The following is a 26,179-nucleotide window of genomic DNA, read 5'->3' on the forward strand; positions in this document are numbered from 1 at the left end:
CCTTAAAGTTTGGCGACCTGGACCAGATTGGTGTGAGAAGGATTGCCCTTGGCCAACGGCGACGGGCGCTGGGTGGTCAGCACGTTGATACTGCCAGCATGATCGATACGGCTACCATCTGGCGCATACCAGGCTCCTTCGCCCATAGCGACCACGCCCGGCAACATGCGTGGCGTCACCTTGGCATTAATGCGTACCTCACCCCGATCGTTGTAAATACGGATCAGGTCCCCGTTGGCTATGCCGCGGGATTGCGCATCAATCGGGTTGATCCACATCTCCTGGCGGCAAGCGGCCTTCAGCACGTCGACGTTACCGTAGGTAGAGTGGGTTCTGGCCTTGTAGTGGAAACCGGTCATCTGCAATGGATACTTGCTGCTTAACGGATCGTCGAGGCTTTCGAAACCGGCCGCATACACCGGCAGCGGATCGATAACGTCGTCCTTGGATAATTCCCAAGTCGCTGCCAGTTCCGCCAGTTGGGCAGAATAGATCTCGATCTTGCCTGAAGGCGTTTTCAGTGGATTAGCCTGCGGATCGGCCCGGAAGGCTTTGTAAGCCACATGGTGACCATCGGGATCGCGCTGCTTGAAGATCCCTTGCTTGAGGAACTGTTCAAAGTCCGGTAGCGCCGGAATGGCTTCGCGGGACTGCTGATAAAGGTGACGCAGCCACTCTTCCTGAGTCCGCCCCTCGGTGAAGGCCTGCTCAACCCCCATACGTCGGGCGATCTCGCTGGTCATTTCATAAATGTTCTTACATTCAAACTGCGGCTTGATCGCCTGATCGGCGAAGATGACGTAACCCATATTGCCGCTTGAGGCATCCAGACAGAAATCCATCTGCTCAGAGGCGGTGCAATCTGGCAGCACCAGATCGGCATATTTCGCCGACGAGGTCATGTGGTTATCGATTACCACGATCATCTCGCACTTCTTCTCGTCTTGCAGAATGTCATGGGTACGGTTGATTTCTGAGTGCTGGTTGATCAGACAGTTACTGGCATAGTTCCAGATAAATTTGATCGGCACGTCCAGCTTGTCCTTGCCCTGCACACCGTCACGCTTGGCGGTCATTTCCGGCCCGCGCAGAATGGCATCGGTCCACATGAACATGGAGATGCTGGTTTTAACCGGATTCTCCAAGGTCGGCATCCGAACAAACGGCAGGCCGTAGGAGCCCTCGCGTGCCCCCGTGTTACCGCCATGGATCCCGACGTTACCGGTGAGGATCGGCAACATGGCGATGGCACGTGAGGTCAACTCACCGTTGGCATGGCGTTGCGGCCCCCAACCTTGCGAAATAAACGCCGGTTTGGTACTGCCAATTTCGCGCGCCAGTTTGACAATGCGGTCGGCCGGGATACCGGTAATTTTTGAGGCCCAGGCCGGCGTCTTCTCAATGCCGTCATCACCTTGGCCCAGAATATAGGCCTTATAGTGCCCATTAGCTGGAGCCCCCGCAGGTAAGGTTTTTTCGTCGTAACCCACGCAGTATTTATCCAGGAACGGCTGATCGACCAAATTCTCGCTGATTAACACATGCGCCAACCCGGCAACCAGTGCCGCATCGGTACCAGGGCGAATTGGGATCCACTCGTCTTCCCTACCGGCAGCGGTATCGGTGTAGCGCGGATCGATCACAATCATGCGCGCATTCGAACGCTCACGCGCCTGCTCCAGCAAGTAGGTTACCCCACCGCCACTCATGCGGGTTTCGCCTGGGTTGTTGCCGAACAGCACCACCAGCTTGCTGTTTTCGATGTCCGTTGGGCTGTTACCGTCAGCCCAACCGCCGTAGGTATAATTCAGCCCCATGGCGATCTGCGCGGTGCTGTAGTCACCATAGTGGTTCAGATAGCCGCCGCAGCAGTTCATCAGGCGAGCGATCAACGTAGAACCCGGTGGCCAGGAACGGGTGACTGTGCCCCCCAAGGTGCCGGTACCGTAGTTCAAATAGATGGCTTCATTGCCATAGTCTTTGATGATGCGCTTCATGTTGTCAGCGATCAGCGTGTAGGCTTCATCCCAGCTTATCTGCTTGAATTTTCCTTCGCCCCGCTTGCCCACGCGGAGCATGGGGTACTTCAGGCGGTCTGGGTTATACACGCGGCGGCGCATTGAACGCCCACGCAGGCAGGCACGAACCTGATGCAACTCTTGGTACTCGTCGTTGCCAGTATTATCCGTTTCGACATATTTGATCATACCGTCGACCACATGCATCCGCAGCGGGCAACGGCTACCGCAGTTTACCGTACAAGCGCTCCACACCACTTTTTCTTCGGGTTTGGCAAGGGCGGATGTCGGGGAGGTTTCAGCGTTGGCACGGCGGCTGAAAGGCAGAGAAACGCCACCGACGGCAAGGGCAAGCCCGCCAATGGCACTATTTTTGACCAGCTTTCGCCTGGAGCACTGAAGGCCGGACAGAGGTTTTTTTTCGGATTCATTCATAATGATTTCGCTCTGGGTTGCATAAAATAACCAGTAAAACTGGCAATAAAACCTGCAATCAACGTGTTACGCCGCTCCCAATGCAGGTAGATTTCAAAAAAGCAGGTAAAAATGTTTTAATTGTGGCCTGCCCTAAACGGCACTATGCTCCAAAAGAGGTAGTTACACTTTGCTCACAATCAATAAAGTGTTGATATAACAGGCTTTATTGATAATGATTTTCATTTCATATTTTTTCTATCTGGATCAAATTGGTATGCTGTGGGTTACCTTTCGCCAACGGTGATGGCCGGTGGGTGGTGAGCGTATTCATGCAGGCACCGTGATCGATACGGTCACCGTTCATGTTGGCCTGATGCCAGGCTCCTTGCCCCATCGCTACCACGCCCGGCATGATGCGCGGTGTGACTTTGGCGGCCACGCGAACTTCGCCACGGCCATTGAATACCCGCACCGTTTCACCGCTGACAATGCCGCGCTGGCTGGCATCAAGCGGGTTGATCCAGACTTCCTGCGGGCAAGCCGCTTGCAGCACATCGATATTGCCGTAGCTGGAATGGGTCCGGGCCTTATAGTGGAAACCGAACATTTGCAGCGGGTAGGTGTTACGCAACGGGTCATCCCAACCTTCAAAGGTTGAGGCGTAGACCGGCAACGGGCTGATGGTTTCGTCCTTCTCCAACTCCCAACTGCTGGCGATCTCTGCCAACTTGGCCGAATAGATCTCGATCTTGCCTGAAGGCGTCTTCAACGGGTTGGCTGCGGGATCGTCACGGAATTTTTTATAGGCCACAAAGTGCCCGTTCGGGTCTTTACGCTTGTAAATCCCCATGCTGCGCAAGGCCTCATACGACGGCAACTGCGGGTCCTTCTCCAGCATCTTGGCGTAAAGGTATTGCAGCCATTGCTCCTGAGTGCGCCCTTCGGTGAATTTTTGGTGTACCTCAGGCCCAAGACGGCGCGCTACCTCACTCATCACTTCATAAATAGGTTTACGCTCAAACTTGGCAGAGGTGGCTGGCTGGATAAAGATCAGGTAACCCATATTGCCAGCGTAGTCGTTCGGGATAATGTCCTCCTGCTCGACCGTCATCAGGTCCGGCAGCAGAATGTCGGCGTATTTCGCCGAGGAGGTCATAAAGTTTTCCAGCACCACGATCATTTCACACTGGGAGTCATCCTGAAGAATGTCGTGGGTTTTGTTGATATCGGAGTGCTGGTTGGTGATGGTGTTCCCGGCATAGTTCCAGATGAACTTGATCGGCACGTCCAACTTGTCTTTGCCGCGTACCCCATCACGTTTGGCGGTCATTTCCGGGCCACGGGCGATGGCATCGGTCCAGCTGAAGCAGGAAATCTGCGTTTTTACCGGATTTTCCAGCACCGGCATCCGTTCAATGGTGATGGTGTAGGTTGATTCACGCGCGCCGCTGTTGCCGCCGTTGATCCCCACGTTGCCGGTCAGGATCGGCAGCATGGCAATGGCCCGTGAGGTGAGCTCACCATTTGCCTGGCGCTGTGGCCCCCAACCTTGCGAGATATAGGCCGGTTTGGCACTGCCAATCTCACGTGCCAGCTTGATGATACGCTCGGCCGGAATGCCGGTGACCTGCGATGCCCACTGTGGGGTCTTCTCAACGCCGTCCTCACCCTGGCCCAGGATATAGGCCTTGTAGTGGCCGTTGGCAGGTGCACCGGCGGGTAGGGTTTTCTCATCGTAACCCACGCAGTAGTTATCCAGGAACGGTTGATCGACCAAATCCTCGCTGATCAACACATGCGCCAATCCGGCGACCAATGCGGCATCAGTGCCTGGCCGGATCGGGATCCACTCATCTTCCCGCCCAGCGGCCGTATCCGTATAGCGCGGATCGATGACGATCATGCGCGCGTTAGAACGTTCCCGTGCCTGCTCCAGGAAATAGGTGATGCCACCGCCGCTCATGCGGGTTTCCGCCGGATTGTTACCGAACAGCACTACCAGCTTGCTGTTTTCAATATCAGAGGTGCTGTTACCCTCATTGCTGCCGTAGGTATAAGGCATGGCGCAGGCGATCTGGGCGGTACTGTAGGTGCCATAGTGGCTGAGAAAACCGCCGTAGCAGTTCATCAGGCGAGCAACCAGCGAGGCATAAGGCGAAGAACGGGTGATATTGCCGCCGACAATGCCAGAGGTATAGTTGATGTAAACCGCTTCATTGCCGTATTTGGCGACGATACGCTGCAGGCTGGAGGCGATTTCGCTGTAAGCCTCTTCCCAACTGATGCGTTTGAATTTACCTTCACCACGTTTTCCGACGCGTTTCATCGGGTAATTCAGACGTTCCGGATGGTTCATGCGCCGACGCATGGAGCGGCCACGCAAACAGGCGCGCACCTGATGGTTGCCATAAACATCGTCGCCGGTGTTGTCGGTTTCCACCCAGTAAACTTCGTCATCGCGTACGTGTAACCGCAAGGCGCAGCGGCTGCCACAGTTAACAGAGCAGGCTCCCCACACCACTTTATCCTGCGGTGGGGGTTGCACTGCAGTATCGACAGTTTCTGCCACTGCATGGCGGCTAAAAGGCAACGAAAAACCGCCAGCGGCCAGGGTCAAGCCCGCTACCGTGCCGGATTTCATTAGCGTACGGCGGCTGATACCGTTGGATGATGATGCTGCAGATTTTTGCTTCGACATAGCTCACTCCTGGTCTTGCCCGAACAACGGGAAACGTCATGCCTTGGTTGGCAGAGACAGGAGGAAGCTGAATTAGCGCTGGGTGGTTTGATGTGGAAAAACGATTCCCCCTCCATAAGTAAGGATATTACTCATTAGGGGGTAGTAAACTTTGTCTGCTATCAATAAATGTGGCTTTCATTCGTAAATTAAAACCATTCAAACGAAAAAAGCGCCCGTAGGCGCTTTCGATACACTATTTCGCTACCACCGTGAGGTGGATTAACCGATATATTCCAGGCCGCCCATGTAAGGACGCAATGCTTCTGGCACCTGAATACGGCCATCGGCCTGCTGATAGTTTTCCAGCACGGCAACCAGAGTACGGCCTACGGCCAAACCAGAGCCATTCAGCGTATGCACCAGGCGTGGTTTTTTCTCGGTTTTACTGCGGCAACGAGCCTGCATACGACGTGCCTGGAAATCCCCCATGTTAGAACAGGAAGAGATCTCACGGTAGGTGTTCTGCGCAGGCAGCCACACTTCCAGATCGTAGGTTTTGCAGGAACCAAAACCGATATCACCGGTGCACAGCAGCACTTTACGATATGGCAGGTTCAGCAGTTGCAGCACTTTCTCCGCATGGCCGGTCAACTCTTCCAGCGCATTCATCGAGTCTTCCGGGCGCACGATCTGGACCATTTCGACCTTGTCGAACTGGTGCATACGGATCAGGCCACGGGTGTCACGCCCGTAAGAACCGGCTTCTGAACGGAAGCATGGCGTATGCGCGGTCATCTTCAGCGGCAGATCTTCTTCATCAAGGATCTCGTCACGCACCAGGTTGGTAACTGGCACTTCCGCAGTTGGGATCAGCGCATAGTTGCTGCTTTCTGATTCTTCTTCCAGCGGTTTGGTATGGAACAGATCTTCACCAAACTTCGGCAACTGACCAGTACCGTACAGCGTGGCATGGTTCACCAGATACGGCACGTAGGTTTCCATATAGCCGTGCTGTTCCGTGTGCAGGTCCAGCATGAACTGGGCCAACGCACGGTGCATACGAGCCATTTGGCCTTTCATCACCACAAAACGCGCACCGGTCAGTTTCACCGCAGCGGCAAAGTCCAGCCCACCGGCCATTTCGCCCAGCTCAACGTGATCGCGTACCGGGAAATCGTACTGACGCGGTTCGCCCCAGCGGCAGATTTCCAGGTTTTCGCTATCGTCTTTGCCATCCGGCACCGCGTCGTCCGGCACGTTCGGCATCACTAGCGCGTAATCACGGATCTCGTTCTGCAGCTTATCCAGTGCGGCCTTGGCAGCATCCAGCTTGTCACCCAGTTCGTTCACTTCGCGACGCAGTGGCTCGATATCTTCACCGCGCGCTTTGGCCGCGCCGATGGATTTCGATCGGGAGTTACGTTCTGCCTGCAGTGTTTCAGTTTCTACCTGCAGAACCTTACGGCGCTCTTCTTGCGAACGCAGCAGATCCAGATCGAGTTTAAAGCCTCTGCGAGCCAGTTTTACGGCGACTGCGTCTAGCTCATTACGCAGCAGATTGGGATCGAGCATGCTAATCCTGTGCTTGTTGTTATTGAAAGAGAAATTGTGTTTTATGCCGCAACGGTATAGCCGCATAAAAGAAGTGTGATACCCGCTAACCTTACCGCAACGGCAACGCTAGCGGTAGCGTTTTGTCTGGCTATTTTGATCCTGCTCAGCCAGCCATGCCAACTTTTCACCGATTTTACCTTCCAGCCCGCGCGAGGTTGGATGATAGTAGCGCGTGGTGGCCATTTCCGCCGGGAAATAGCTCTCTCCGGCCGCGTAGGCGTTGGGTTCGTCATGGGCATAGCGGTATTCTGCGCCCAGCCCCATTTCTTTCATCAGCTTGGTCGGTGCGTTACGCAGATGCTCCGGCACGTCATAGTCCGCCATCTCTTTGGCATCACGCATGGCGGCTTTAAAAGCGGTATACACGGCGTTGCTTTTGGGTGCACAGGCCAGATAAACGATCGCCTGTGCGATAGCGCGTTCCCCCTCTGCAGGGCCAACGCGGGTGAAGCAATCCCAGGCGGCAATAGCCACCTGCATTCCGCGCGGATCGGCGTTGCCAACGTCTTCAGAGGCAATGGCCAGCAGGCGGCGCGCCACATACAGCGGATCGCCACCGGCGGTAATAATACGCGCATACCAGTACAAGGCGGCATCCGGTGCCGAACCACGCACGGATTTATGCAGTGCAGAAATCAGATCGTAATAGCGATCGCCTTTGTTATCGAAGCGCGCGCTGCGTTCACCAGAGACCTCTTTGAGTAGCTCCGGGGTTAATACCCGCATGCCTTTGCCGTCGATTTCCGCCATATCGGCCATCATCTCCAGGCTGTTCAAGGCGCGGCGGGCATCGCCACCCACCAGTTCAGACAGCATGCGCTTGGTTTCCGGCGGCAGCTCGATATTCTGATCGCCAAAACCGCGCGCCTTGTCTTCCATGGCCTGATCCAGCACCTGGCCGATGTCATCCGCCGTCAGCGCTTTGAGCAGATACACCCGCGCACGGGACAGCAACGCCGAGTTCAGTTCAAAGGAAGGGTTTTCCGTAGTAGCACCGATAAAGGTAATGGTGCCGTCTTCGATATGTGGCAGGAAGGCATCCTGCTGGCTTTTATTGAAGCGGTGAACTTCATCTACAAACAGGATGGTACGGCGGCCTGCGTCCCGGTTTTGCCGGGCGCGCTCGATGGCTTCACGGATCTCCTTGATGCCGGAGGTCACCGCTGAGATGCGCTCAACATCGGCCCGGCCATAACGGCCAATCAACTCTGCCAGCGTCGTTTTCCCGGTTCCCGGCGGCCCCCACAGGATCATCGAGTGCAACTGCCCAGCCTCGATGGCGCGTGGCAACGGCTTGCCCGGGGCCAGCAAATGCTGCTGGCCAATGTATTGCGCCAGCGTAGTTGGCCGCATACGCGCGGCCAGTGGCTGGAACTCATTGTGGGAAAAATCGAGTGACATGTTGCTCACGTAGACCTCACTGGCGCTGGTCGTCCAGCGTCACCCCCTTCGGTGGGGTAAATTTGAATTTGGCAGCATCAACGCTGCTGCTCTGCTGGCTCTTCAACTGATAAGCGCTGCGTTGACCATCTTGCTCAACCGCGGCAAAGCTTTTGATGGTGCCGCTATTGGTCACGGTGATGGCAAACTGCTTCAGATTACCGCTGCTGGCCTTTGGCGTCAGTTCGAAATCATCGCCTTTCTGCTTCACGTTGTACTTTTTCCAGTCGTTAGCATCGTTACGGGTGATCAGCATAAAGGGCGTATTGCCGGTGGCGTTTTTCAGCCAGGTGGCCGTCACCTGCTCGACGAACGGGTTGTAGAACCACAGGGTCTCACCGTCCGAAACCAGCACGCTCTCATCCGGCGAGGTCATGTGCCAGTTAAACAGATTGGGGCGTTTTACCCATAATTCGCCTTCCCCTTGCTGCACCGCAGCGCCGTCACTACTGGTGACCGATTGGGAGAAGCTGGCATGGAAACTGTTTACTTTCGCCAGACGACTTTGCAAATCTTGCGCAGCATCCGCTAACACGGAAGTAGACGCGAATCCCGAAAGCAGACAACAGGCCATCAACAGTTTTTTCATTATTCCAGATACCTTATGAAATGCGTTTACCGCAAACTGGGTCAATATAACCCTGAACACCTCCACTCTACCCGAAGCGCTTGACTGTCAGCCAGAGCACTATTCCGATAAAGCAGGGGTTTACGCTTCTTTGCACAAGGGCCGCAAAGCGGCCCTTTTATTATGGTTACAGCGCCTGATGGCAATCAGTCATGCCGTGGCGGAGCCAGCACCTCACGGTTACCGTTATGCCCCTGCTCGCTGACAATGCCCTGCGCTTCCATCTGTTCGATGATACGCGCGGCGCGGTTGTAGCCGATGCGGAACTGACGCTGTACACCGGAAATCGAGGCACGGCGTTTATCCACCACAAACTCAACCGCCTGATCGAACAGCGGATCCAGCTCTTCGTCACCGTCCAGACCACCGCCTGCGCCCCCCTCACCGTCTTCACCGGCGCTGAGAATGCCCTCTTTATACTGCGGCCGCTCACGCGCTTTCCAGTCTTTAACCACGGCATGAACTTCCTGATCGCGGACAAACGCCCCGTGCACACGCACCGGTATCGAAGAGTTCGGTGCCAAATACAGCATGTCACCCATCCCCAACAAGGATTCCGCTCCGCCCTGATCGAGAATGGTGCGGGAGTCGATCTTGCTCGATACGGTAAAGGCGATACGCGTCGGGATGTTGGCCTTGATCAAACCGGTGATCACGTCCACCGAAGGACGCTGGGTTGCCAGCACCAGGTGGATCCCCGCAGCACGCGCTTTTTGTGCCAGACGGGCGATCAGTTCTTCCACCTTTTTGCCCACCGTCATGATCAGATCGGCAAATTCATCCACCATCACCACGATGTACGGCTCTTTTTCCAACACCGGCGGCGTGATATCCATGCTGTCGCTTGGCTTCCAGAACGGATCCGGGATTGGCCGCCCCATCGCCTCGGCCTGATCGACCCGCTCGTTGTAGCCCGCCAGGTTACGAACCCCCAAGGCAGACATCAACTTATAGCGGCGCTCCATCTCGGCTACGCACCAACGCAAGGCATTGGCGGCGTCTTTCATATCGGTAACCACATCGGTCAGCAGGTGTGGAATGCCTTCGTAGACCGACAGTTCCAGCATTTTCGGGTCGATCATGATAAAGCGCACTTCTTTCGGCGTGGCCTTATACAAGATGCTGAGGATCATGGCGTTGACCCCGACCGACTTACCAGAACCCGTGGTACCGGCTACCAGCAGATGCGGCATTTTAGCCAAATCGGCGACTACCGGCTGACCCGCGATATCTTTACCCAATACGATCGCTAAAGGCGATGGATTGTCGCGGAAGGCTGGGCAATCCAGCACTTCTCGCAGATACACGGTTTGTCGTTTGACGTTCGGCAATTCCAGACCAACGTAAGGTTTACCAGGGATCACTTCCACCACACGCACGGCGGAAGTTGACAATGAACGAGCCAGATCGCGCGACAGGTTGGAAATGCGCGCAGCCTTGACGCCAGGAGCCAAATCCAGTTCGAAGCGGGTAATGACCGGGCCAGGCAGAATGTCGACCACATCGGCCTTGACGCGGTAATCCGCCAGGCTGGCTTCCACCAGCCGCGCTTTCTGTTCCAGCGCAAAGGTATCAACCGGTTCGACCTCTTTCGGGGCCTCGGTCAACAGATCCAGCGTTGGCAGTGGCGTAGTCGGCTTCTGCAGCGGCATATCATTACGCATCAGGAATGGATGGATCAGGCTGTCCATCGCTGGCACTGGCGGTTGCTGCTGAACGGGTGGCTGATACGTCTGTTGCGGCTGGTAACCAGGCGCAGGGTTAGTTTGCGGACGCGGTGCCTGATAAGCGGGCACCTCAGGCTCAAACTGCCCGAACGGCACATCGTCTTCCAACTCGCTTTCCAGCTCGATGCTATCCTCAAGCTGTGGCGACAGGGTAAACAGCGGCTCGGTTGGGCCGTCATCCACCAGATCTGCCATCGGTGAGAAACTGTAGGCCTGGCGGGTATCCACCGGACGAGTCACCGGAGCCGGTTCTGGTTCAGGCTGAGGTGCTTCTACGCCATAGCGTGCCTGTTGCTGCGCGGCAAATGCCTGACCGAGTTCGGCCTCACGCTGCGCATCTTCGTCATCTTGCTGATACTCTTCTTCTTGCTGATACTCGTCGCCATAGCGCTGGCTTTGCTGTTCGGCAAAGGCCTGACGCAATGCGGCCTCTTGCAAGGCTTCATCTTCTTCCTGCGGATTGCTGACCGGCTCTGGATGTGGTTCGTCCCCGCGGTTACGCTGCTCTTGCTCCGCGATCCGCTGCGAAGGCAGCTTGATGCCGTAGGAGGCCAGCTCACGCCGGGTTGGAATACGCACCGGATTTGGCCGTGGCAGTTCCGGGCCGATGCCCTGTTTGACCTGCGAGCTCGCATCGCTGGTGGCGGTAAACGCAGGCATGAAGGTGTTGTTCACCGCGCCAGCGGTCGCTGCAGCTGCAGCTGCGGCAGTTGCCGCTGGTTTCACTACCTCTCTGGCACTGAAACCCGTTGATCCGATAACATCGTCGCTATCCCGCTGAGCCGCAGAGAAATCAAACGGTGACGGCTCTGGTTTTGGCGTAACGGGCGTCTGCCAGTCACCCAGGCGCGGCTCATGCTCCTCACGATAAGGCTCCGCTACGCGTGTCGTTCTCGGTGCCGGAGTCTCTTCGGGCAGTTCAAACGAATACAGCGGCGGCGTGTCTTGTGGCTGCGCAGGGGTTAATGGGTGCTGATTGATGGAAGCAGGCGCTGCCGGGGCCACGGTGACCGGAGCCTGAACGGCCGCTTTCGGCATTACCGGGATATCGGTAACGACCGGTGCTGGCTCGGCAAGCGGAAGATCATCATCGCTGGCGCGCAAACCACTCAATAAAGGATCGGCAGCATCCTGCGCTTCTTCTTCGGCGGTTTCGGTCACGGAAGAGGCAGAGAACAACGGATCGTCCTCATCTACTGCCATAGGAGCAGGTGCCTCATGTTGGCCACTTTCCTCGCGCTCATCGAGCACGACGTCGTCATCGTCGTGATAGCGGTCTTCACGGCGTGAACGGTTAGTCATAAAGGTAGCGGCGCCAAGCACTACACCACCAATCTTTTCCGCAATGACCAGCCATGACCAACCGGTGAACAAGGTCAGCCCCACCGCCCAAATGCCGAGCAGCGCCAAAGTGGCGCCAATGCCGTTAAACCACGGCAACATGGCATTGCTTAGCAGGCTGCCAATCACCCCGCCGGATGCAAAGTAATAGAGATCGTCAACGTTCAACGCCGCCAGGCCACACGAGGTAAGCACCAGCGCCAATGTACCGATTAAACGTAACGAGAGCCCAAAGAAATCGATGTATTCGCCCTTGTCGCGCCGACGGTAACCGGACAGGCACAACACCAGCATAATCGGTGGGATCGCATAGGCAAGGACCCCAAAGGTGAAGAACAACGTGTCGGCCAACCATGCGCCTACTCCGCCGCCCAAATTGTGGATAGGCTCATGCCAGGCAGTTTGCGACCAACTAGGATCGGAAGGATTAAAACTGACCAACGCAGCCATGAGGTAAACGGCAAAAATGGCCACCACGATCAACACAGCCTCGAGCAAACGCCGCCCACTGCTGAGTTTTTTCAGGGTAACTTCTTTATCTTCTGTGTATTCCTGGCTCAAGAAAGGCACTCCAGGTTCCTGTTGACGGATAGAGTAACGGCGCCGAGAAGCTTCCCCGGCGCCAAAACTGTATGAATAAACAGGAGTGTAACGAATTTAATCAGGTTTTGCACCTGCACCTTACCGTGTTTTGATAACCAGACGGTTACTCTGTTTGACTTCTTCCATCACGACGTAAGTACGGGTGTCATTAACCCCCGGTAAACGCAACAGAGTTTCGCCCAACAGCTTACGGTAAGCTGACATATCTGGCACACGGGTTTTCAACAGATAGTCGAAATCACCGGAAACCAGATGACACTCCTGAATTTCTTCAAGTTTTTGCACCGCAGAGTTGAATTGCTCAAACACATCCGGCGCGCCGCGGTTCAGCGTGATTTCCACGAAGACCAGCAGGGAAGCATCCAGATAATGCGGGTTAAGCAATGCGGTATACCCATGAATAAAGCCTTGACGCTCAAGACGGCGCACACGCTCCAAACAAGGGGTTGGGGATAATCCCACGCGCTTTGAAAGTTCGACGTTCGAAATACGCCCATCCTTTTGCAACTCATTAAGGATGTTGCGATCGATACGGTCGAGATCTTTACCCGGGCGTTTTTTAGTATCTACCATTATTATTGTCTCTCTTATGTTCTTCCCTGCACTTGCCACACCCTAGCCAACGTCAATGTGCAAGGATTTGTTCCAAGCGAAGACCCGATGCCTGTGTTAAGCGGTTCATTCCCCTGAGGGGAACAAGATACGTAATACCTACCAACCGCCCTTGTGCTTCGTCACTATTCGTCACTACCATCTTCCGCCGTTACCCAGCCTGTCTGTCACCTCTGGGCAACGAATTCAAATGATTTACGTTCAGAAATCCATCAACCACCGCCAGGGCAAACCCTCCCTCACCTATCGCGCCTCGGCAATATTCTGCCTGGGTGGCGAAAATGCCTGCGGTTTACGGCTGGCACGGGGTTAATTTCTTCTTCCTATGATGTTTTCGCAAATGCGCAGCGGATTGTCAAAGCAAAAGAAGCAAAATCAGTAGAACGTACCGCAAGCAAAAGTGAGCGCCTGATTTTTTGTTAGGAATTTCCCCCATTCAAAACCGGGTAGTTACCCACATAAACCCAACAAAAACCGCATTTTTAACCCATTCTGTACAAAATTATCGCTGCCGTTATCCCCGCCTACGCAAGGATAAAATATCGGCTGATAGACGCTGGTTATCAAACAAATCGGTAACAACATCCCCTGGCGCTTTTTTTACTGCCGCATTTTCCCTACAATCGGTTCCATTGTCCGCCATTGTGGGAAACGAGGTTATTCATGGGCACGGCTAAACATAGCAAATTATTGATCCTGGGCTCTGGCCCAGCTGGCTACACCGCAGCGGTTTATGCGGCGCGCGCTAACCTGAACCCGGTCTTGATCACCGGTATGGAACAAGGCGGTCAGTTGACCACCACCACCGAAGTGGAGAACTGGCCAGGCGATGCCGAAGGCTTGACCGGCCCGGCGCTGATGGAGCGCATGCGTGAGCACGCAGAAAAGTTCGACACCCAGATCGTGTTTGACCATATCAACAGCGTCGATCTGCAGAACCGTCCTTTCCGCCTGTTGGGTGATAGTGGTGAATATACTTGCGATGCCTTGATTATCGCTACTGGTGCATCGGCCCGTTATTTAGGTCTGCCATCAGAAGAAGCGTTCAAGGGCAAAGGGGTCTCCGCCTGTGCTACCTGCGATGGTTTCTTTTATCGCAACCAGAAGGTCGCCGTAGTCGGTGGTGGCAACACCGCCGTGGAAGAAGCGCTGTATCTGTCGAACATCGCCTCTGAAGTTCACCTGGTGCACCGCCGTGACACTTTCCGCAGCGAAAAGATCCTGATCAATCGCCTGATGGAAAAAGTGAAGAACGGCAACATCATCCTGCATACGGACAGCACGCTAGACGAAGTGTTGGGCGATCAGATGGGCGTCACCGGAATGCGCTTACGCAGCACCAAAGACGCTGAGCAGACCAAAGACTTAGAGCTTGCTGGCGTATTTATCGCGATCGGCCACAGCCCGAACACCGCGATCTTTGGCGGGCAGCTTGAGCTGGAAAACGGCTATATCAAGGTGCAGTCCGGGATTCACGGTAACGCGACCCAGACTTCCATCCCAGGCGTATTTGCCGCAGGTGACGTCATGGATCACATTTACCGCCAGGCAATCACGTCAGCCGGAACGGGCTGTATGGCCGCACTGGATGCCGAACGCTATCTCGACGGTATCGCGCAGGCCGAAGTTAAGTAAGCCCTCATCAGCAATGATACCGAGGCGGCCTGTTGGCCGCCTTATTTCTATCCCCCCCTGAAAGTTCAAAACAACCCCATCCGCGCTAAAAACGTGACTGTTGCCCAAGTTATGAAAGGGATATTTAGTTCACGTCTACCGAGTGAAGAGGTAACATTAGCGTTCACTTGTCTTATTTCCCGCAGAGACAAACACTTTTTTAACAGTACGTTAACCAAGCCTGCTACAACAGGCATCGGCGACGCAGACACCTGATGAAAAAAACCAGACAGCACCAGTTAACCCGTTGGCTCAAAACACAGAGTACGTTGGCGCAGCGTTGGCTGCGTTTATCCATGCTGTTAGGTCTGGCAAGCGGCATTTTGATCGTCGCCCAGGCCTGGCTGTTGGCCTCACTGCTCCATGCGCTGATTATTGAACATCAGCCCCGTGGCGAACTGGTTTCGTCGTTTATCTGGTTGGCCGCTACCTTTGCTTTGCGCGCCTTCCTGAGCTGGCTGCGTGAACGAGTCGGCTTTATCTGCGGGCAGGTCATTCGCCAGCGTATGCGTGCGCAGGTGCTGGATAAGCTGCAACAGCTTGGCCCCGCCTGGATCCAGGGCAAGCCTGCCGGGAGCTGGGCCAGCATTATCGTTGAGCAAATTGAGGATATGCAGGATTACTATTCCCGCTATCTGCCGCAAATGTATCTGGCCGTGTTTATCCCGGTGCTGATCCTGATCACCGTCTTCCCGATCAACTGGGCGGCCGGGTTTATCCTGCTGGCTACTGCCCCGTTGATCCCACTGTTTATGGCACTGGTCGGTATGGGGGCGGCAGATGCCAACCGCCGTAACTTTATTGCGCTGGCCCGGCTCAGCGGCAATTTCCTCGATCGCCTGCGCGGCCTGGATACCCTGCGTCTGTTTAATCGCGGCCAGGCGGAAACCGATCACATTGCCAAATCCTCGGAAGATTTCCGCCAGCGCACCATGGAAGTGCTGCGCCTGGCCTTCCTCTCCTCCGCCGTGCTGGAGTTCTTCGCCTCGATTTCCATCGCCGTGGTGGCAGTCTATTTTGGCTTCTCCTACCTCGGTGAACTGGACTTTGGCAGCTACGGCACTGGTGTAACGCTGTTTGCCGGTTTTCTGGTGCTGATCCTGGCACCGGAGTTTTTCCAACCGCTGCGCGATCTGGGTGCCTTTTACCATGCCAAAGCCCAGGCCGTGGGCGCCGCCGAAGCGCTGGAAACCTTCCTGGCCGCCGAGGGGGAGCAGGTTGGCAATGGCTCCCTAATGCTAAATAGCGAAGAACCACTGGCCGTACAGGCACAGCAGTTGGAAATCCTCTCGCCCAATGGCGTAGTGCTTGCGGGGCCGCTTGATTTTACCTTACCTGCCAACCAGCGCATTGCCTTGGTCGGGCTTAGCGGTGCAGGGAAAAGTTCGTTGTTGAATCTGTTATTGGGCTTCCTGCCCTATCGGGGCTCCTTGCTGATCAATGGCATCGAACTGCGCGAGCTGGCTGCGGTTAACTGGCGTCAGCAACTGGGCTGGGTGGGGCAAAACCCCCATCTGCCAGCTCAAACGTTACGGGACAATATCCTGCTCGGCCACCCACAGGCCAGCGAGACTCAATTGCAACAGGCCGTCGAGCAGGCTTACGTCAGTGAATTCCTGCCCCACCTGCCAAAAGGGTTGGCTACCGATCTGGGCGACGGTGCTGCCCGCCTTTCCGTTGGGCAAGCTCAGCGTGTGGCCGTAGCGCGAGCGCTGCTCAGCCCCCGCCGTTTGCTGTTACTGGATGAACCTGCGGCCAGCCTGGACGCCCACAGCGAACGTTTGGTGATGCAGGCGCTGAATGCAGCCTCCCATCAGCAGACCACGCTGTTGGTCACGCACCAGTTGGAAGATACCGAAGATTATGACCAGATCTGGGTGATGGACAGCGGCAAAATCGTGCAGCAGGGCAATTACGCCACGCTCAGCACCCAGCCCGGTCTGTTTGCCAAACTGATTGCACACCGCAGCGGGGAGCTATAATCATGCGCGTTTTGCTGCCATTCCTGGCGTTGTATCGCCGCCACACGTTTCTGATTTTACTGGGTATCGTGCTGGCCATCGTCACCCTGCTGGCCAGTATCGGCCTGCTGGCGCTGTCCGGCTGGTTCCTGGCCGCCTCTTCGCTGGCCGGGCTGGCGGGATTGTATACCTTCAACTACATGCTACCGGCTGCTGGCGTACGGGGTGCGGCAATCTTCCGTACCGCCGGACGTTATGCAGAACGGGTCGTCAGCCATGACGCCACTTTCCGTGTGTTGTCCCATCTGCGGGTATTTACCTTCCGCAAGATCCTGCCGCTGTCACCGGGGGGTATTGCCCGCTTCCGTCAGGCTGAGCTTCTCAACCGCCTGGTTGCCGACGTCGATACGCTCGATCACCTCTACCTACGCGTTATTTCGCCGATGGTCAGCGCTGCGGTGGTGATTGTGGTGGTCACCTTCGGCCTCAGTTGGCTGGATGTTCCGTTAGCCCTGACGCTGGGCGGAATTTTGTTATTGCTGTTGTTGGCCGTTCCGCCGGTCTTCTATCGCGCAGGCAAGCCTATTGGGGAAGAGTTGACCCTGTTACGCAGCCAGTACCGCACCGACCTGACCGCGTGGCTCCAGGGGCAGGCCGAACTGGTGGTGTTTGGCGCGCTGGACGGTTTCCGGCATAAGCTCAACGCGACCGAACAACGCTGGCAGAGCCGCCAATGGCAACAGGCTTCGCTAGGGGGGATTGCTCAGGCGCTGATGATCCTGGCAAGTGGCCTCACCGTCACGCTATTGATGTGGCTTGCCGCTGCGGGGATCGGTGGCGATACCCAACCCGGGGCCCTGATTGCCTTGTTTGCCTTTGCCGCCCTGGCCTCTTTTGAAGCCATGATGCCCGTCGCCGCCGCGTTCCAACATCTGGGCCAGGTGATCGCTTCGGCAACCCGGGTCAAGCAGATCATCGATCAGCAACCGGAAGTCACCTTCCCTGCCAGCGGTCCAGCCTCACAACCGGGCGCAGAGCTGCAACTGAGCGAGGTGTCCTTCACCTATCCCGACCAACCGCTGCCGGTGTTGAACAACGTGACGCTGAACATCGCCGCTGGTGAGCACATCGCGCTGTTGGGCCGTACCGGCTGTGGTAAATCGACCCTATTGCAATTACTGACCCGCGCCTGGAATGCTGACAGCGGCCAAATCCTGCTCAACGACCAACCATTGGCTAGCTATGATGAAGCTACGCTGCGCGCCATGACTACGGTAGTGAGCCAACGGGTACATATCTTCAGCAGTACCCTGCGTGAAAACTTGCGTATCGCCGCACCTGCGGCCAGCGATGAGGACTTAAACCTCGCACTGCAACAAGTCGGTCTGGATAAGCTGCTGGAAAATGAGGGGCTGAATGCCTGGCTGGGTGAAGGTGGCCGCCAGCTTTCCGGTGGTGAGCAACGCCGTCTGGGCATTGCCCGAGCCCTGCTGCATCGAGCCCCGCTATTACTGCTGGATGAGCCAACCGAAGGGCTGGATGCCGAGACTGAGCAACAGATCCTGGCCCTGCTGCGTCAGCATTGCCGCGGCAAGACGTTAATTCTGGTGACTCACAGACTCTATGGGCTGGAGCATTTCGATCGCATCTGTGTGATGGATGGCGGCAGTATCGTGGAACAAGGTAGCCACGCAGCGCTGATGCGCCAGCCTGGCCGTTACGCCCAATTCCGCCAACGTATCAGTAATGTATCGCTGTAAAACCGCCTGTAGGCGACGCTAAGAGGTTTTATGCGCATTGTTAAGCTGTCATCGCAGTCTGTAGCGTTTCCCTCACCAGAGGCCGCCCTGCACGATCCTAACGGACTGCTGGCCATCGGTGGCGATTTGACACCTGTGCGGTTGCTGGCAGCCTATGAGCGCGGGATCTTCCCCTGGTATTCGCCTGGGGAGGCCATCCTCTGGTGGTCTCCGGATCCACGGGCGGTGCTGTTCCCAACGGAATACCATGTCAGCCGCAGCTTCAAGCGATTCCTGCGCAACCCGCCGTTCCGCATTACCCTCAATCACGATTTTGCCGCCGTGATCGCCGCATGCTCATACCGCCCCGATGAAGGCACCTGGATCGGCGAGGAGGTGCAGCAAGCCTATTTACAATTGCATCGCCTTGGTCACGCCCATTCCGTTGAGGTGTGGCAGGGAGAAGAGCTGGTCGGCGGCCTGTACGGTGTCGCCCAGGGAGCGCTGTTCTGCGGTGAATCAATGTTTAGCCGCACCACCAACGCATCAAAGTGTGCTTTATGGGCGTTTTGCCGCCATTTTGCCGGTTATGGAGGAGAATTGGTTGACTGTCAGGTGCTTAACGCTCACACTGCCCGGCTTGGAGCGAGAGAAATTCCCCGCCGCCAATTTTTGCAGCAGTTGAGCAACCTTCAGCGCAGGGTGTTAGCGCCGGAATGCTGGACAGCGCAAGTCATACCCCCACAGCTGGTTGAACTGCCCTCCCAAACTGACTAATTTTGTGGAATCGGTGCATTGTTCACCGACACTCCTTTACATAATGTGGGTTTTTCGGCATTATCTTGCCGGTTAAAAACTAAGGTAGTTACACCTAGAGGATTCGATGGCCAAAGAAGACAATATTGAAATGCAGGGCACCGTTCTTGATACGCTGCCGAACACCATGTTCCGTGTTGAATTGGAAAACGGGCACGTGGTTACCGCTCATATCTCCGGTAAAATGCGCAAAAACTATATCCGCATCCTGACGGGTGACAAAGTCACTGTAGAGCTGACCCCGTACGACCTGAGCAAAGGCCGCATTGTCTTCCGTAGCCGTTAATCGGCTCACCCGTCGCCAACCATTGGCGACACCGAGGATGTGATCCCTCAAAAGAGCCCTTTCCGTTTACCGCCGCAGCAACGTTCTCCACCGAGTTGTATTGGCGCAGGTAAACTGAGAGGGCTCACTCATTTTATAAGGGCGACATATTCCGTTCGACCGCTACGCCCTTTTAACGGCATACGGCGCCCTCACAGCAGTCCGTGAAATTCACGTATAAAAAAAGCGATGCCAAGGCATCGCTTTTTCGTTACCTGCCTACCGCTTAGTGCACCGCACCTTCATCCGCTTTACGCTTCTGGGCGCTGAGGAAGTGGTAAGTCAGCTGTTTCTTGTCTGCATCCAGCTCGACTTTCACCGAGCCGCCGTCAACCAGAGAACCAAACAGCAGTTCGTTGGCCAGCGGTTTTTTCAGGCTTTCCTGCATCACACGCGCCATTGGACGAGCGCCCATCGCACGGTCATAGCCTTTCACAGACAGCCAGTCACGCGCTTCGTCGCTCACTTCCATCGACACGCCCTTCGCATCCAGCTGTGCCTGCAGTTCGACGATAAACTTGTCGACCACCTGCTGGATCACCGCAGGAGACAGATGGTTGAACCAGATGACGTTGTCCAGACGGTTACGGAATTCTGGCGTAAACACCTTCTTGATCTCGTCCATCGCGTCGATGCTGTTGTCCTGTTCGATCAGGCCAATCGATTTGCGTTCGGTTTCACGTACCCCGGCGTTGGTGGTCATCACCAGGATCACGTTACGGAAGTCTGCTTTACGGCCGTTGTTATCGGTCAGCGTCCCGTTGTCCATCACCTGCAACAGCAGGTTGAACACGTCCGGGTGCGCTTTCTCGATTTCATCCAGCAGGACCACCGCGTGCGGATGTTTGATCACCGCATCGGTCAGCAGGCCGCCCTGATCGTAACCGACGTAGCCCGGAGGCGCACCAATCAGACGGCTGACGGTATGACGTTCCATATATTCGGACATATCAAACCGCAGCAATTCGATATCCAGCGCCTTCGCCAGCTGCACGGTAACCTCGGTTTTCCCTACCCCGGTCGGCCCGGCGAACAGGAAGGAACCCACCGGCTTGCGATCCTGGCCCAGACCGGCACGGCTCATCTTGATCGCTTCGGTCAGCGCCTCAATGGCCGGATCCTGGCCAAACACCAGCATTTTCAGGCGGTCGCTCAGGCTTCTCAGCACGTCGCGATCGCTGGCGGAGACGGTTTTTTCCGGGATACGCGCAATGCGTGCGACCACGGATTCGATATCCGCCACGTTGACCGTTTTCTTACGCTTGTTCACCGGCAGCAACCGGCTACGCGCACCAGCCTCATCGATCACATCGATCGCCTTGTCCGGCAGATGGCGGTCGTTGATGTATTTCACCGACAGTTCTACCGCAGCACGTACCGCTTTAGCGGTGTAACGCACGTCATGGTGCGCTTCGTACTTGGTTTTCAGACCGTTGATGATCTGAATGGTCTCTTCCGGCGTCGGCTCGGTAATGTCTATTTTCTGGAAGCGACGCGCCAGCGCACGGTCTTTTTCGAAAATATTACTGAACTCCTGATAGGTGGTGGAGCCAATCACCCGGATCTTGCCGCTCGACAGCAGCGGTTTGATCAGGTTGGCGGCATCCACTTGCCCACCGGAAGCCGCACCGGCACCGATGATGGTGTGAATTTCGTCGATAAACAGGATGCTGTTCTTATCCTGCTCCAGCTGTTTGAGCAGCGCCTTGAAGCGCTTCTCAAAGTCGCCACGGTATTTGGTGCCTGCCAGCAATGAACCGATGTCCAGCGAGTAGAGCGTGCAGTCTGCCATCACCTCTGGCACGTCGCCCTGCACGATCCGCCAAGCCAGCCCTTCGGCAATGGCGGTTTTACCTACGCCGGATTCGCCCACCAGCAGCGGGTTGTTTTTACGGCGGCGGCACAGCACCTGAATGGCGCGCTCCAGTTCACGGTCACGGCCAATCAGCGGATCGATACCGCCGACGCGGGCCAGTTGGTTGAGGTTGGTGGTGAAGTTTTCCATACGGTCTTCCCCTCCAGGCTGCTCTTCGTTTACCGGGTTTTCCGCATTAGGTGCCTGGCCCGGCTCATCTTTACGTGTACCATGTGAAATGAAGTTCACCACGTCCAGACGGCTGACGTCGTGTTTACGCAGCAGGTATGCCGCCTGGGACTCCTGTTCGCTGAAGATCGCCACCAACACGTTGGCACCGCTCACTTCGCTCCGGCCGGAGGACTGCACGTGGAATACCGCACGCTGCAGTACACGCTGGAAGCTGAGCGTCGGCTGGGTGTCGCGCTCCTCTTCGCTGGTGGGCAGCGTTGGTGTGGTTTGTTCGATAAAGGCTTCCAGCTCCTGGCGTAACGCGGCCAGATCCACCGTACAAGCCTCGAGCGCTTCGCGCGCGGCAGGGTTGCTGAGTAACGCCAGCAACAGGTGCTCCACGGTCATAAACTCATGTCTGTGCTCGCGCGCTCTGGCGAAAGCCATGTTGAGACTGAGTTCCAATTCTTGATTGAGCATAGGCACCTCCCCAATAGATTGCCTTTTCAGGCTTTTTCCAGCGTACAGAGCAACGGATGCTCATTCTCCCTTGCGTAACGGTTCACATGGACCACCTTGGTTTCCGCAACCTCGGCGGTGAAAACACCGCAGATCGCCTTGCCTTGATAGTGGACCGTGAGCATCAGTTGCGTTGCACGTTCAATATCATAAGAAAAGAACTTTTGCAGAACGTCAATCACAAATTCCATCGGTGTGTAATCGTCGTTGTTAAGTATAACTTTATACATTGACGGCGGTTTTACCGCATCGATTTGTTTTTCCTCGGCCAAGTGTTCAATATTTAGCCAATCGTTGCTATTGCCCATTGCTGCTCATCTTCTCTGCCATGCCTCAGTATATGGGGCCATGTTCGGGTTATTCAAACGGGAGTATCAAGACTATTTTACCATCTTCGCGGTTAACGTGCCGCAGCACAACGCGATTAATCGCCCCTATCGCAGCCACAATTTGTTACCAAACCATATCAATAGCGTTAACTACTTCAAACTTTAGTGAACTGCCCGACACGGGCATTGGCCGATCCCTTGACGTGTTGATCATTTGCTCTAGAGTGTAATTTTGTGAGTTGTTGGTCTTTTGACCAGTTGGAACTCACCTGGATCAGTTATTCATCTCATTTTAAAAATAGCATTGCGAGGGATGTAGCAGCATGGAGACGGGTACTGTTAAATGGTTCAATAACGCCAAAGGGTTCGGCTTTATCTGCCCGGAAGGCGGCGGTGAAGATATCTTCGCGCATTATTCAACAATTAAAATGGATGGCTACCGAACGTTGAAAGCGGGCCAGCAGGTCAGGTTCGACGTACATCAAGGGCCGAAAGGAAACCACGCGAGCCTGATTATGCCGCTGGAAAGCGAGGCAATGGCCTAAACGCGCCCCTTCAGCCACTTCTGCACTGCCAACTCAAAATGCCAGCCGCCGTACGACTGGCATTTTATTTTTGCTGTTACTCACGCGCCAAGGCGTCAATCGGATTCAACCGCGCAGCGCTACGTGCTGGCAGATAGCCGAACACCACGCCTATACCGGTGGAACACAAGAACGCACTCAGCAAGGCCACCGGCGGGAAGCTGATCTGCCAGCCCGGCATCGCCAATTGCACCAACAGGCCAATCGCGAACGACAGCGCTATCCCCAACGCGCCCCCCACCAGGCAGACCAGCACCGCCTCGATCAGGAACTGTTGCAGGACATCGCCAGAGCGCGCGCCCACCGCCATGCGAATGCCGATTTCACGCGTTCTTTCCGTTACCGAGACCAGCATGATATTCATCACTCCAATCCCGCCCACCACCAGCGAAATCACCGCCACCAGGGTCAGGAACAGTTGCAGCGTACGGGTGGTTTTCTCCGCGGTTTGCACCAGGCTGTCCATGTTGTAGGTGAAGAAGTCTTTCTTGCCGTGGCGCAACGTCAGCAACCGCGTCAACTGCTGTTCCGCTTCCTGGCTGTTATAGCCTTCACGGATACGCACGGTGATCGAGTCAAAATAGTCGTTGCCCATCAGGCGATTGGCCATCGTGCTATAGGGCACCCATACGCTAAGCGCCTTGCTGCTGCCGAACATCGACTGTTTTTCCTGCGCCACACCCACTACCGTGGCTGGCATATTGCCGATCAGGATCACCTCACCCACCACGTTTTTTTTATGCGGGAACAGCCGCCGCTGGGTATTGGCGTCGATCACCACCACCTGTGCCTGAGATTGCACCTGTTGGGCATCGATACCAACCCCCTGAGAAAGCGCCATGCCGTATACTCGAAAATATTGTTCACTGACGCCCGCGACGTTGGCGGCCACATCAATATTGCCAAACCGTAGTCGCATGCTGCTGCTGATATTCGGCGAAAGCGCACTGACATAGGGCTGTTCACGCAACGCGCCTAGATCGCCATATTTCAACGCCTGGCGGAAGCTGGGATCATCGTCTCCAAAGTCTTTGCCGGGATAGATGTCTACGGTGTTGGTGCCGATGGATTTGATGTCTGCCAGGATCATCTGCTTGGCGGCGTCGCCGATCACCAGGATCGAGACCACCGAGGCAATGCCGATGATGATCCCCAACATGGTTAACGCCGTGCGCATCTTGTTGGCTGCCATAGCACGCCAAGCCATCACCAACGCCTCACGGAAACGACCCGCTACCTGCTGCCAGGAAGGCGCTGGCGTGGCCATATCCAGCATTTTGGCCTGCGGGTTACCCTGCGCCTGTGGCCGAGAATCGGCGATGATTTCACCGTCCCGGATCTCGATAATCCGCTCTGCCTGTTGTGCTACCGCTGGATCGTGCGTGACGATAATCACCGTGTGCCCCTGCTCGCGCAGTTGCTTGAGGATCGTCATCACCTCTTCACCGGAATGGCTGTCAAGCGCACCGGTTGGTTCATCCGCCAGGATCACCTGGCCACCGTTCATCAAAGCCCGCGCAATACTGACGCGCTGCTGCTGCCCCCCAGAAAGCTGGCTTGGCCGGTAGTTGATACGTTCCCCCAGCCCCAGACGTTGCAACAAAGCCGCCGCCCTTTCGCGCCGTGCTGCCTTGCCCAGCCCGGCATAAACCGCAGGCACCTCCACGTTATGCGCCGCACTCAGATGGGGTAGCAGATGGTAGCGCTGGAAGATAAAGCCAAAATGCTCGCGCCGCAGTTGGGCCAGCGCATCGCCATCAAGCGTTGCCACATCCTGCCCGGCCACGCGGTAAGTCCCGGCGCTGGGCTTGTCCAGGCAGCCGAGAATGTTCATCAGCGTCGATTTACCGGAGCCGGAAGCCCCCATAATCGCCACCATCTCACCGGCATCAATGCGCAGACTGACATTTTTCAGCACGTCTATGGTCTGATCGCCGGAGAGGTAGCTGCGCCGGATATCACTCAGTTCTAACAGTGCCGTCATCAGCTGGCCTCCGCGCCGCCGCGGCTGACAATCACTTCTTCACCGGCCTGCAACCCGCTGACAATTTGCACATCCACGTTGTTGCGAATGCCGATCGTGACTTCCCGCTTCTCTTCCTTGCCCTGTTTCAGCACCGAAATGTGGTAACGGTTATCGGCGATCTGATCCCCCAATGCCGCCAGCGGGATCACCAGCGCATCGCTGACGCCAGCCAGCTGAATATGCACCTGCGCGGTCATTTGCAGACGCAGCAAGCCCTGTGGGTTTGGCACTTCGAAACGCGCGTAATAGAAAATGGCGTTGTTGACCTTCTCTGGCGTGGGCTGAATGTCTTTCAGCGCGCCGTCAAAACGTTTGCTCGGATCCCCCAGCACGGTAAACCAGGCTTTCAGCCCCGGTTTGAGGTGGATCACGTCCGCCTCGGAAACCTGGGCCTTCACCAGCATGGTACTCATGTCTGCCAACGTCAGAATGTTGGGCGCTTGCTGCGCGGCGATCACCGTCTGGCCCTGCAAGGTGGTGATCTGTACCACATCGCCGTCCATCGGCGCTTCAATACGGGTATAGGCCAGATTGATCTTGGCGGTATCCAGGCTGGCCTGATTTTTGGCAATCTCCGCTCTGGTGGTCGCAACCTGCGCCTTTTTCACCGCCAGATTGGTGGCGAATTGATCCAGATCCTGGCGCGATACCGCCTGCACCTTGGCCAGTTCGCGGTTACGCTGCAAGGTGACCTCCGCCAGTTGCTGCTCTGCCAAAGCCTGTTGCAGCTGGGCTTGCAGTTGCTGCAGCGTCGCTTCGCTTTCGCGAATGCTGTTTTGCGCCTGCTGGGGATCGATAATGCCGAGCAGTTGGCCTTTTTGCACCTTATCGCCAATCTCGACCTTCAGGCTCTCCAACTGTCCGCTGACCTGAGCCCCCACATCAACCTTACGCACCGCGTCCAGTTGGCCGGTTGCCAATACGCTTTGCTCAAGATCGCGTTTAACGACCTTGACGGTTTTAAACTCCACCGGGGCCGGATGGCTAAAGTGCCAATAAGCCACAGCGGCAAGCACCACCAGAACGGCACACACCAGCAACCCGCGTTTCTTACTTTTGAATAACCACGTCAATGTTTGTTCCTACCTATTTCCTGTCAT

18 protein-coding genes are annotated in these 26,179 nt (G+C 56.0%); 7 read left to right on the forward strand and 11 right to left on the reverse strand.

What is annotated here, in order from left to right:
• Nucleotides 1–2: 2 nt before the first annotated feature.
• From dmsA to lrp, 7 genes are all read right to left on the reverse strand, one after another.
• Nucleotides 3–2,453: a dimethylsulfoxide reductase subunit A gene (gene dmsA, locus JHD74_RS04755; protein WP_199061840.1), complete on the reverse strand. Its 2,451-nt coding sequence runs from the start codon at nucleotides 2,451–2,453 to the stop codon at nucleotides 3–5.
• Between the two features lie 226 nt (nucleotides 2,454–2,679).
• The gene (ynfE, locus tag JHD74_RS04760; protein WP_199061842.1) at nucleotides 2,680–5,133 is read right to left on the reverse strand and encodes a selenate/tellurate reductase subunit YnfE; all 2,454 of its coding nucleotides are present in this window, start codon (nucleotides 5,131–5,133) and stop codon (nucleotides 2,680–2,682) included.
• A gap of 261 nt (nucleotides 5,134–5,394) precedes the next feature.
• Nucleotides 5,395–6,687, reverse strand: coding sequence for a serine--tRNA ligase (gene serS / locus JHD74_RS04765; protein WP_024529865.1), 1,293 nt, complete (start codon nucleotides 6,685–6,687; stop codon nucleotides 5,395–5,397).
• Between the two features lie 108 nt (nucleotides 6,688–6,795).
• Nucleotides 6,796–8,139, reverse strand: coding sequence for a replication-associated recombination protein A (locus JHD74_RS04770; RefSeq protein WP_037375016.1), 1,344 nt, complete (start codon nucleotides 8,137–8,139; stop codon nucleotides 6,796–6,798).
• Between the two features lie 7 nt (nucleotides 8,140–8,146).
• Complete coding sequence (gene lolA / locus JHD74_RS04775; RefSeq protein WP_024529867.1) at nucleotides 8,147–8,758, reverse strand: outer membrane lipoprotein chaperone LolA; 612 nt, start codon at nucleotides 8,756–8,758, stop codon at nucleotides 8,147–8,149.
• A 185-nt stretch (nucleotides 8,759–8,943) separates the two neighbouring features.
• Nucleotides 8,944–12,426 (reverse strand): DNA translocase FtsK 4TM domain-containing protein, encoded by a 3,483-nt coding sequence (locus JHD74_RS04780; RefSeq protein WP_199061870.1) that lies wholly within the window; start codon nucleotides 12,424–12,426, stop codon nucleotides 8,944–8,946.
• Between the two features lie 120 nt (nucleotides 12,427–12,546).
• On the reverse strand, nucleotides 12,547–13,041 hold the full coding sequence (gene lrp, locus JHD74_RS04785) for a leucine-responsive transcriptional regulator Lrp (RefSeq protein ID WP_021804943.1): 495 nt from the start codon (nucleotides 13,039–13,041) through the stop codon (nucleotides 12,547–12,549).
• Nucleotides 13,042–13,270: 229 nt separating this feature from the next.
• Here lrp and JHD74_RS26870 point away from each other — a divergent pair, with 229 nt between their 5' ends.
• The 6 genes from JHD74_RS26870 to infA all read left to right on the forward strand — a co-directional run bounded on the left by JHD74_RS26870 (nucleotide 13,271) and on the right by infA (nucleotide 19,556).
• The gene (locus JHD74_RS26870; RefSeq protein ID WP_255519155.1) at nucleotides 13,271–13,393 is read left to right on the forward strand and encodes a hypothetical protein; all 123 of its coding nucleotides are present in this window, start codon (nucleotides 13,271–13,273) and stop codon (nucleotides 13,391–13,393) included.
• Between the two features lie 350 nt (nucleotides 13,394–13,743).
• Nucleotides 13,744–14,715 carry a thioredoxin-disulfide reductase gene (trxB, locus tag JHD74_RS04790; RefSeq protein ID WP_098927843.1) on the forward strand — a complete coding sequence of 324 codons (972 nt, stop codon included), beginning with the start codon at nucleotides 13,744–13,746 and terminating at the stop codon, nucleotides 14,713–14,715.
• A 254-nt stretch (nucleotides 14,716–14,969) separates the two neighbouring features.
• Nucleotides 14,970–16,736: a cysteine/glutathione ABC transporter permease/ATP-binding protein CydD gene (cydD, locus tag JHD74_RS04795; protein WP_199061844.1), complete on the forward strand. Its 1,767-nt coding sequence runs from the start codon at nucleotides 14,970–14,972 to the stop codon at nucleotides 16,734–16,736.
• A gap of 2 nt (nucleotides 16,737–16,738) precedes the next feature.
• Nucleotides 16,739–18,475 carry a cysteine/glutathione ABC transporter ATP-binding protein/permease CydC gene (cydC, locus tag JHD74_RS04800; RefSeq protein WP_199061846.1) on the forward strand — a complete coding sequence of 579 codons (1,737 nt, stop codon included), beginning with the start codon at nucleotides 16,739–16,741 and terminating at the stop codon, nucleotides 18,473–18,475.
• Nucleotides 18,476–18,505: 30 nt separating this feature from the next.
• Nucleotides 18,506–19,231, forward strand: a complete 726-nt coding sequence (gene aat, locus JHD74_RS04805; RefSeq protein WP_199061848.1) for a leucyl/phenylalanyl-tRNA--protein transferase — start codon at nucleotides 18,506–18,508, stop codon at nucleotides 19,229–19,231.
• Between the two features lie 106 nt (nucleotides 19,232–19,337).
• Nucleotides 19,338–19,556 carry a translation initiation factor IF-1 gene (gene infA / locus JHD74_RS04810; RefSeq protein WP_002211347.1) on the forward strand — a complete coding sequence of 73 codons (219 nt, stop codon included), beginning with the start codon at nucleotides 19,338–19,340 and terminating at the stop codon, nucleotides 19,554–19,556.
• A 265-nt stretch (nucleotides 19,557–19,821) separates the two neighbouring features.
• On the opposite strand, the gene clpA is transcribed toward infA, so the two are convergent.
• Entirely contained in the window at nucleotides 19,822–22,101 is a 2,280-nt protein-coding gene (gene clpA, locus JHD74_RS04815) for an ATP-dependent Clp protease ATP-binding subunit ClpA (RefSeq protein ID WP_024529873.1), read from the reverse strand.
• Nucleotides 22,102–22,127: 26 nt separating this feature from the next.
• On the reverse strand, nucleotides 22,128–22,448 hold the full coding sequence (clpS, locus tag JHD74_RS04820) for an ATP-dependent Clp protease adapter ClpS (protein ID WP_021804950.1): 321 nt from the start codon (nucleotides 22,446–22,448) through the stop codon (nucleotides 22,128–22,130).
• A gap of 344 nt (nucleotides 22,449–22,792) precedes the next feature.
• On the opposite strand from clpS, the gene cspD reads away from it, so the two are divergent.
• Complete coding sequence (gene cspD, locus JHD74_RS04825) at nucleotides 22,793–23,014, forward strand: cold shock-like protein CspD (protein WP_021804952.1); 222 nt, start codon at nucleotides 22,793–22,795, stop codon at nucleotides 23,012–23,014.
• Nucleotides 23,015–23,090: 76 nt separating this feature from the next.
• Here the strand turns inward: cspD and macB are convergent, their stop codons facing one another.
• Entirely contained in the window at nucleotides 23,091–25,037 is a 1,947-nt protein-coding gene (macB, locus tag JHD74_RS04830; protein ID WP_074028954.1) for a macrolide ABC transporter ATP-binding protein/permease MacB, read from the reverse strand.
• Nucleotides 25,037–26,152: a macrolide transporter subunit MacA gene (macA, locus tag JHD74_RS04835; RefSeq protein ID WP_024529875.1), complete on the reverse strand. Its 1,116-nt coding sequence runs from the start codon at nucleotides 26,150–26,152 to the stop codon at nucleotides 25,037–25,039. The genes macB and macA overlap by 1 nt, the downstream gene beginning before the upstream one ends.
• Nucleotides 26,153–26,179 lie beyond the last annotated feature (27 nt).

Origin of the sequence: Serratia sp. ASV30 (genome assembly GCF_016428815.1) — a bacterium.
GTDB classification, from domain to species: Bacteria; Pseudomonadota; Gammaproteobacteria; order Enterobacterales; family Enterobacteriaceae; genus Chania; species Chania fonticola_C.

Coding starts and splice junctions, on each gene's coding strand:
- cydD (WP_199061844.1), top strand. CDS start 14,970: ATGAAAAAAACCAGACAGCACCAGTTAACCCGTTGGCTCAAAACACAG.
- aat (WP_199061848.1), top strand. CDS start 18,506: ATGCGCATTGTTAAGCTGTCATCGCAGTCTGTAGCGTTTCCCTCACCA.
- clpA (WP_024529873.1), bottom strand. CDS start 22,101: ATGCTCAATCAAGAATTGGAACTCAGTCTCAACATGGCTTTCGCCAGA.
- ynfE (WP_199061842.1), bottom strand. CDS start 5,133: ATGTCGAAGCAAAAATCTGCAGCATCATCATCCAACGGTATCAGCCGC.
- cspD (WP_021804952.1), top strand. CDS start 22,793: ATGGAGACGGGTACTGTTAAATGGTTCAATAACGCCAAAGGGTTCGGC.
- cydC (WP_199061846.1), top strand. CDS start 16,739: ATGCGCGTTTTGCTGCCATTCCTGGCGTTGTATCGCCGCCACACGTTT.
- lrp (WP_021804943.1), bottom strand. CDS start 13,041: ATGGTAGATACTAAAAAACGCCCGGGTAAAGATCTCGACCGTATCGAT.
- JHD74_RS26870 (WP_255519155.1), top strand. CDS start 13,271: ATGATTTACGTTCAGAAATCCATCAACCACCGCCAGGGCAAACCCTCC.
- serS (WP_024529865.1), bottom strand. CDS start 6,687: ATGCTCGATCCCAATCTGCTGCGTAATGAGCTAGACGCAGTCGCCGTA.
- clpS (WP_021804950.1), bottom strand. CDS start 22,448: ATGGGCAATAGCAACGATTGGCTAAATATTGAACACTTGGCCGAGGAA.
- macB (WP_074028954.1), bottom strand. CDS start 25,037: ATGACGGCACTGTTAGAACTGAGTGATATCCGGCGCAGCTACCTCTCC.
- lolA (WP_024529867.1), bottom strand. CDS start 8,758: ATGAAAAAACTGTTGATGGCCTGTTGTCTGCTTTCGGGATTCGCGTCT.
- dmsA (WP_199061840.1), bottom strand. CDS start 2,453: ATGAATGAATCCGAAAAAAAACCTCTGTCCGGCCTTCAGTGCTCCAGG.
- trxB (WP_098927843.1), top strand. CDS start 13,744: ATGGGCACGGCTAAACATAGCAAATTATTGATCCTGGGCTCTGGCCCA.
- infA (WP_002211347.1), top strand. CDS start 19,338: ATGGCCAAAGAAGACAATATTGAAATGCAGGGCACCGTTCTTGATACG.